Source organism: uncultured Pseudacidovorax sp., from assembly GCF_913773995.1.
GTDB lineage: Bacteria > Pseudomonadota > Gammaproteobacteria > Burkholderiales > Burkholderiaceae_C > Xenophilus.
In genome coordinates this window covers 1-7,917 of sequence record NZ_CAJYES010000037.1, presented here as the reverse complement: position 1 = coordinate 7,917, position 7,917 = coordinate 1, and the positions used below count along the sequence as shown (strand labels likewise).

Below are 7,917 nucleotides of genomic sequence, written 5' to 3'. Positions count from 1 at the left end.
ACGTAGGAGATGGCGACGATCAGGAAGATCGTCACCACGCCCCACCAACGCGCGGCACGGGAATCGGTCATGGCAGCGGAGACGCCGGCAGCGCGGCGCCGGGAATGTCAGAAGAAATGGCGGATGCCGAGGTCGAAGCCGGTCGACTTGCCACCGAGGTTGGTGCCGGAAGCCGCCACGCCCTGGGCGCCGATGGCGCGCTGCGCCCCCGCCCCGTTATGGATGCGCGCGATGGCGCCGTAGACCTGCGTGCGGCGCGAAAGGTTTTGGCCGTAACCCAGCGCGACCTTGGTCCAGTCGGCGTTGCTGCCCACCGTGTCGTAGCGGCTGACCTGGGCGCGGATCTCGCCGGCGCCCACAGGAACCTTCACACCCAGCTGGGTGGCGCGGATCTCGACCGTGCCGCGCTTCTCGCTGGCCCACATCAGCATCGGCACGGCGACGCCGAAGTCGTAGCTGGCGCCGACATTGCGGATGCGCACGTCCTGCAGTTGCGTGGTGCCTTGCAGCTTGGCCAGCGCGCCCGAGATGTGCAAGGCGCCGCCGCGCCAGCCGAAGCGTCCACCGTTGTATTCGCCGGCCGCCGTCGGGGCGGTGTTGGCCTGCTCGCCGGCCGCATGCTGCAGCTGCCCATAGAAGCCACCCAGGTTGGGCGGCAGGAAGTAGCTGATCGCGTTGCCGATCTGGATCGGTGCGCCGTTCATGACGAAGGCGTTCGTGCCACCCACGCCGTTGGTCAGGAAGGGATCGAAGATCAGTGTGTTGAGGAAGGTGGCGGAGTCGTCGCGGCCCAGCCGCAGCTCGCCGAACGGGCCCATCACGCTCACCGTGGAGCGGCGGTTGAACGCCAGGCCGCCGCCCGTGGCCGTGCCCAGGCCGGTGTCCGGCGCAAAGCCCGATTCCAGCCAGAAGCCCGCCGACAGACCGCCGCCGAGGTCTTCGGTGCCACGAAAGCCGATGCGGCTGATGTTGGCGCCGCTGTGGGCCAGGCCCGTGCGCGAACTGTTGTCGCCGCTCACATGGGCGATGCCCACGTCCACGGTACCGAAGAGCGTGACGGACGACTGTGCCCAGCCGATGGCAGGCAGCGCGGCAACCGCAGCGACCGCCGTCGCGGCGCGCAGGAACGGGATGGACATGGGAAGGCCTCGAAGCGACAAAGAAGGGCGAAAGCAGCGGCTGGACCCTGCGGCCGCAGGGCCCACGAAAGCGCTCGCGGGGATGAAGGAAAGCGGGGGCTAGACGTCCAGCACCAGCCGTTTGCCGGTGCAGCGGGAGACGCAGATCATCATGGTCTTGCCCGACTGGCGCTCGATCTTGGTGAGGATGCCGTCCTGATGGTCCAGCTCGCCGTCGAAGTCGAGCACCGCCGTCTCGCAGGCGCCGCAGACGCCTTCCTTGCAGCTGTGGTCGGGGTTCAGGCCGGCATCGATCAGCGCGTCCAGGATGGATTTGCCGCCCGGCACCGGCACGGTCTTGCCGCTCTTCTCGCAGACGACCTCGAAGCCATGCGTCTCCACCGGCGACTCGACCACCACGGCGGCGAAGCGCTCGATGTGGGCATTGGCGTAGCCCAGTTGTTCGCAGGCCTTCTCGAAGGCATCGAGCATGGGCGTGGGACCGCAGCAGTAGTAGTGGCTGTCGGCACCGCGGCCTTCCAGCAGTTGGGCCAGCTTGGGCGGGCCGCCCTGCTCGTCGTCGAAATGCCAGGTCACGGGCACCTTGGCCTCGGCGGCCAGTGCGGTGATGGGCTCGATGAAGGCGGCCTCCTTGCGGGTGCGGGCGCAGTAGACCACCTCCACCGGCCGGCCCAGGGCGACCAGGCGCTGCAGCATGCAGAAGATCGGCGTCACGCCGATGCCGCCGGCCACCAGCACGCTCTTCGGTGCATCCTCGTGCAGTTCGAAGTTGTTGCGCGGGGCGGAGATGTCGATCACCTGGCCCACGCGCAACTGCTGGTGCACAAACTTCGAGCCGCCGCGGCTGTTGCGGTCGTTGAGCACGCCCACCACGTAGCGACCGCTGTCGCTGCAGGGGTTGCACAGCGAGTAGCTGCGCACCAGGCCGTTGGACAGATGCAGGTCGATGTGCGAGCCGGCCGCGAAGGCCGGGAAGCTCACTCCGGCCGTGGCCGGGCGGAATTCGACGCTGACGATGCCATCGGCCTCGTGGCGCATCGTGTGGACCAGGGCTTTGAGCGTGGGGGCGGACATGGCGGAGATCTCTCTGGACTTGTCGGTGTGTTGAAGGAGGAAGCGCGCCCTTCCTTCTGAGGGCCGGCGGGTGGCGGCGAGCACGCTGCGCCCGGATCATAGGCAGCGAGCAAGCTGTATGCCGCCCGCTGCCGCTCCGCCCCCCGGCCTCGGGGGCGGTTCAGGCCTGGGCCGTCTGCTTCGACTCGATCTGCTGCTGCGCCAGGTTGCGCAGGTGGCGGCGCAGCCGGACGATGCCCAGGTCGTGCTGGTACAGGTTCTCGTGCTGATTGGCGTCGGGCTCCATGTCCTCCAGCATCACGCGGTCCTGCTCCAGCACGCGCCAGTGGCGCTGCTCCAGCCGGTTGCGGTACAGGAAGCGCCAGGTGTCACGCTCCCAGCCCTTGGGCAGCTTGCGCACGCGCCAGTGGAAGACGGCCGCCAGGCCGGCGGAGATGGGCGTATAGCTGCCGACGATGATGAAGTTGCCGCCGGGGCCGCCGGTCTTCGGGTACGGGATCTCCAGCCGCATCCAGTGGATGCCGGTGTCGGCCCATTCCGTCCAGTCGAAGTTGACGTTGCGCTGCCCTTCCTTCTCGAAGACGAAGCCGGTGTCCGTCGGGCGGATGCCGAACTTGGCCTTGGAATCGCCCTCGGCCATCGAGTGCGACTGCTTGTGCAGGAAGGTGCCGTGCATCGGGTCCATGACGTTGTCGAGCACGTAGCGGTAGTCGCCCTTCCATTCCGTGTAGCAGAGGAAGTGGCCGTACTCGGCGTCGTTGGTCAGCTCCTCGGGCAGCACCAGCGGCGGAGGCTCGTCCACCGGCTCGCTGCTGTTGTAGAGGAAGACGGCGCCGGCCGCTTCCTTCACATGGAAGTGGGCCGTGGCGCGCGTGCCTTCGAGCTTGCAGCCGGGGCTGCCCGGCACGCGGGTGGTCACGCCGTCGCAGCGCACCTCGACGCCGTGGTAGGGGCAGGACAGGCGGTCGCCCAGCACCACACCCTGCGACAGCGGCGCGCCGCGGTGCGGGCAGCGGTCTTCCAGGGCGTGCAGCACGCCGTCGAAGTCGCGCCAGAAGGCGAGCTTGCGGCCCAGGCGGCGCAGCGAGACGGGCTTTTCCTTGATGAAGGAGGACGGGCAGATCGGATACCAGAGGTCCTTGAGACCAACTTCGAGCAGCTGGTCGACCGGATCGGCGTGGATGGCGATGGTGGTCATGGGGTGTTCCTCGCGGGCGTCGTGGGGTTCAGGGCTGTTCCGACAGGATGGCGATTTCCTGGCGGTAGACCTCTTCGGTCCAGGGCTTGCCGCTGGGGCTGGCAAGGCCGCTGTCGTTGAGCGCCTGCACCAGGCCCGGCAGGTCGTGCACGCCGGCGCCGAAGGCGCGCTCGATGGCATCGCCCAGCAGGTCTTCGTAGGTGGTGGGGTTGCGCTTGCGCGCCTGGTGGGGCTCGAGGTAGCGGTCGGTCATGGTGTGCTCCATCGGGGGGGCGGGAATGCGTTGTTGGTCGAAGGCGGTGCGCCGGCTCACTCGGCCTTGATGCCGCGGCTCTTGATGACGCCGGCCCACACGGCCGTCTCGTCCTTCATGGCCTTGGCGAAGGCGGCCGGCGTCATGGTGGCCTGGGTCATGCCCTGGGCCTTGAGCTTGTCCTGGATCTCGGGCTGGGCCAGGATCTCGGCGGCATCCTTGGCCAGTTGCTCGGCCACGGCAGGCGGCGTGCCGGCCGGGGCCAGCAGGCCATACCAGGAGGTGACGTTCACGCCCTGGATGCCCTGCTCCGCCAGCGTCGGGATCTCCGGCGCCACCGGCGTGCGCTGGGCTTCGGTGATGCCGATGGCGGTCAGCTTGCCGCTGTTGATGAAGGGCAGCGCGGCCGGCAGGTTGGTGAACATCAGCGGCACGATGCCGGCCACGGTGTCGTTGAGGGCCGGCGGCGTGCCCTTGTAGGCCACGTGCAGCATGTCGATGCCGGCCTGCTGCTTGAACAGCTCGCCGGCCAGGTGCAGGCCGCTGCCGATGCCCGGCGACGCATAGGACAGCGCGCCCGGCTTGGCCTTGGCCTGGGCGATCAGGTCCTTGGCGGTCTTGATGCCCGAGGCCGGCGAGGCCACCACCACGTTGGGCGCCTTGGCCAGCATGGTGACCGGCACGAAGTCCTTCTCGATGCTGAACGGGAAGTTCGGCATCAGGGTCGGGTTGATCGTGAGGTTGCCCGCGGGCACCACCAGCAGGTTGTGGCCGTCGCCCTTGGCGCGCTTGATCTTGTCGATGCCGATGTTGCCGGCGGCGCCCACGGCGTTCTCCACCACGGCCGGCTGGCCGTAGCGCTTGCTGAGGCCGTCGGCCAGGAAGCGTGCCAGCGCATCCACCGGGCCGCCCGCCGGAAACGGCGAGACGATGTTGAAGCGCTCGCTGGCGAGCTGCTTGTGCACCTCGCTCTGAGCTGATGCGCAGGTGCAGGCCAAGGCAGCGGCGAGCGCAGCGAAGGCCGTTCGGGAAACACCGCGGAACCGGCTTAGCCGGGCCGCTGGTGTTGCCCCCTTGAGGGGGGATTCGGCTACACGAAGTGAGCAAGAAACGGGGGTCATTTTTTCTCCGTCAAAAACTTGCCCGAGGCGTCAACGCCCTTCTGCCGCCGCGTGTGGCCGTCCAGGCCGCCATCCACCGCCCATTCGGCGAACACCGTCGGGCCCGGCTCGAAGTCGCGGGCGGCCCATTCGGCCGTCAGCTGGTCCTCGTCGGCGTAGTACTCGATCAGGCCGCCGGCCGGGTTCTTGAAGTACCAGAAGTAAGCCGAGGAGATCGGATGCCGGCCCGGGCCCAGCTGGGTCTCCCAGCCGCAGCGCGAGAAATGCAGACCGCCGCCGAACACCTCGTGGATGTCGCGCACGGTGAAGGCCACATGGTTGATGCCGCGCTTGCCCGTGGGCAGCTGCAGCAGGAACAGGTCATGGTGGCCACCGATGTCGGCGCAGCGCAGGAAGGCGCCACGGCCCGGATAGCGGTCGGAGGCGACGAAGCCGAAGCGGCTGGCGTAGAAGGCCTCGCAGGCCTTCACGTCGGCCACGAAGAAGACCACGTGGCCCACCTCGATGGGCGTGGCCCGGTCGTAGATCGGGCTGGGCTGGTTGACGCGGGCCTTGTCGGTCCAGGTGTTCACGCGGGCGCAGTCGATGTCGATGGCCTTCTTGCGGCTAACCTGCAGGCGCACGGCCAGGCCGTTGGGATCGGTGCAGCCGATGCGGCGGCCGCCGGCCACCTCGCCGTCGACGAAGCCCGCATCGCCGCGGATGGCGTCGGCATAGCGGTCGAGGTCGGCGGCGCTTTCCACGCCCCAGACCACTTCGCGCAGCGTGGGGCCGTCCTCGATGGCGGGCGGCAGGCCGGCCTTGTCCATGGACGCCACCACGATGCGACAGCCGTTGAGGCTTTCGAACACCAGCTCGTCCGCGCCTTCGTGGGCCAGGGTCAGGCCCCAGTCCAGGAAGAAGCGGCGGCTGGTGGCGAGATCGTCCGTGCCGTAGGTGATCTGATCGATGCCGAGAACGCTCATTGCTTGCTTTCCAGTTTGTTCACTTGGCCCACGGGATCGGCTGCTCGTTGGTTCCCCAGTACATGCTCTTCTGCTCCATGTACTGGAAGATGCCTTCGCGGCCCTTCTCGCGGCCCAGGCCCGAGTCGCGCCAGCCGCCGAAGGGCGTGGAGACCGAGAACTGCTTGTAGGTGTTGACCCAGACGGTGCCCGCCTGCACCGCGCGGCCCAGGCGCCAAGCACGCTTGAAGTCGCGGCTCCACACACCGGCCGCCAGCGCGTAGACGCTGTCGTTGGCCTGGGCGATCAGTTCCTCTTCGCTGTCGAAGGGCATGGCCACCAGCACCGGGCCGAAGATCTCTTCCTGCGTGATGCGGGCGCTGTTGGTGAGGCCTTCGAGGATGGTGGGCGTGTAGAAGTAGCCCTTGTCGAAAGCCGCACCCTGCGGACGCACGCCGCCGGTGCGGATACGGCCGCCCTCGCCGACGCCCAGGTCCACATAGCGCTCGATGCCCTCGCGGTGCTTGGCCGTGATCAGCGGGCCCATCTGGGTGCGCTCGTCGGCCGGATCGCCCACACGCAGGTTCTTGGCCGCCTCGGCCACGCGGGTCAGGAACTCGTCGTAGATGCCGCGTGCCACGAAGAGACGCGAGCCGGCGATGCATGATTCGCCCGAGCTGCTGAAGATGCCGTAGAGCACGCCGGCCACGGCATGGTCCAGGTCGGCATCCTCCAGCACCATGGTGGGCGACTTGCCGCCCAGCTCCAGCGAGACCGGCATCATCTTGTCGGCCGCGATGTGGGCGATGTGCTTGCCCGTGGTCGTGCCGCCGGTGAAGGACACGCGCTTGACCAGCGGATGCTTGGTGATGGCGTCGCCGATCACTGACCCCTTGCCCGGCAGCACACTGACGATGCCCTTGGGCACGCCGGCCTCTTCGCAGATCTTCGCCAGCTCCAGCGCCATCAGCGGCGTGACCTCGGCCGGCTTGACGACGACGGCATTGCCGGCCGCCAGCGCGGGCGCGAGCTTCTGGGCCTCGCTGGCGATGGGCGAGTTCCACGGCGTGATGGCGGCCACGACGCCCATGGGCTCGTGCACGCTCATCGTCACGTAGGGACCGCGCGACGGCGTGATGGTGTCTTCCAGCGTCTCCAGCGCGGCGGCGAAGAACTGGAAGGTGCCGGCAGCGCTGGCCACCAGGGCGCGGGTCTCGCTGATGGGCTTGCCGTTGTCCAGGCGCTGCTTCTGCGCCAGATCCTCGGCGCGCTCGCGGATGATGGCGGCCACGCGGTGCAGCACCGCCGCGCGCACATGGGGCAGCATCTGGGCCCAGCCGCTGGTGCGGAAGGCGCGGTCGGCGCGGGTGATGGCCTCCTCGACATCGGCCAGGCTGGCCGCGCGCAGGCGGGCGATGGGCTCGCCAGTGGCGGGATACAGGCTCAGGTATTCGTCGCTGCCGCCCAGGCGCCATTCGCCGGCGATGTTGATGGGGAGCAGTTCCAGCTTGGACATGCGGGGCTTCTCTCTTGGGTTCGTCGTCGTCAGATGACCAGCGGGGCCACGCGGGCGCGCAAGGCACGCACCGCGCTGTACACGGTCAGCGCCGAGGTCTTGGGATTGGCGGCCAGCGGCTGGTTGCGCATGGTCAGCTCGAAGCGACCGAAGGCGCCATCGGCCTCCACCTGGTGCACGTTCTCGGTCACGGCCGGATCGGCGATCAGGCGGACCGTGGTGCGGTCCAGGCCCAGACCGGCCAGCGACACGGTGGCCGCCACGTTGGCGTTCTTGGGGAAGAGGCGCGCGGCGTCGCGGGCGCTGCCTTCGAAGATCACCGCCTCTGCCGCCAGCGCGTCGAGGTCGCGGCCCTCTTCCGCCGGCGTGCCCTTCCAGGCGCGGGGCGGCTTGCGGCCGGTGTAGCGCACCGTCTCCAGCCCGCCGATGCGGGCGGCGGCCAGGGCGTCGATGGCGCCGATGGCGCCGGCGATCAGCTGCACCTGCGTGCCGCCTTCGCGGGCTGCGGCCTCCAGTTGCTCAGGCAGGCCCGGCGCTGACAGCGCGCCGACCGAGGCCACGATGGCGGGAATGCCGCGCTTCAGGGCCGGCAGCACGTGCTGCTCGATGGCGGCATGGCCCGCGGCCTCGACGACCAGGTCGATGCCATCGGCCGGCACGGCCTGCAGCACC

General features: G+C 69.0%; 8 protein-coding genes. All 8 read right to left on the bottom strand.

Features of this window, described 5'->3' with window-relative positions; all coding sequences use genetic code 11:
- Positions 1–107: 107 nt before the first annotated feature.
- Positions 108–1,139, bottom strand: coding sequence for a porin (locus tag QZ772_RS03725; protein ID WP_295523149.1), 1,032 nt, complete (start codon positions 1,137–1,139; stop codon positions 108–110).
- Between the two features lie 99 nt (positions 1,140–1,238).
- On the bottom strand, positions 1,239–2,213 hold the full coding sequence (locus QZ772_RS03720) for a PDR/VanB family oxidoreductase (protein WP_295523147.1): 975 nt from the start codon (positions 2,211–2,213) through the stop codon (positions 1,239–1,241).
- Between the two features lie 160 nt (positions 2,214–2,373).
- The gene (locus tag QZ772_RS03715) at positions 2,374–3,411 is read right to left on the bottom strand and encodes an aromatic ring-hydroxylating dioxygenase subunit alpha (protein WP_295523145.1); all 1,038 of its coding nucleotides are present in this window, start codon (positions 3,409–3,411) and stop codon (positions 2,374–2,376) included.
- Positions 3,412–3,439: 28 nt separating this feature from the next.
- Complete coding sequence (locus QZ772_RS03710; RefSeq protein ID WP_017757816.1) at positions 3,440–3,664, bottom strand: recombinase-like helix-turn-helix domain-containing protein; 225 nt, start codon at positions 3,662–3,664, stop codon at positions 3,440–3,442.
- Between the two features lie 56 nt (positions 3,665–3,720).
- Positions 3,721–4,629 (bottom strand): tripartite tricarboxylate transporter substrate binding protein, encoded by a 909-nt coding sequence (locus tag QZ772_RS03705; RefSeq protein ID WP_295523143.1) that lies wholly within the window; start codon positions 4,627–4,629, stop codon positions 3,721–3,723.
- A 152-nt stretch (positions 4,630–4,781) separates the two neighbouring features.
- Positions 4,782–5,750, bottom strand: a complete 969-nt coding sequence (locus QZ772_RS03700; protein WP_295523141.1) for a VOC family protein — start codon at positions 5,748–5,750, stop codon at positions 4,782–4,784.
- A gap of 19 nt (positions 5,751–5,769) precedes the next feature.
- Positions 5,770–7,245, bottom strand: coding sequence for an aldehyde dehydrogenase (locus QZ772_RS03695; protein WP_295523139.1), 1,476 nt, complete (start codon positions 7,243–7,245; stop codon positions 5,770–5,772).
- Positions 7,246–7,274: 29 nt separating this feature from the next.
- The coding region (locus QZ772_RS03690) for an aspartate dehydrogenase (RefSeq protein WP_295523136.1) at positions 7,275–7,917 on the bottom strand (643 nt) is incomplete at its 5' end.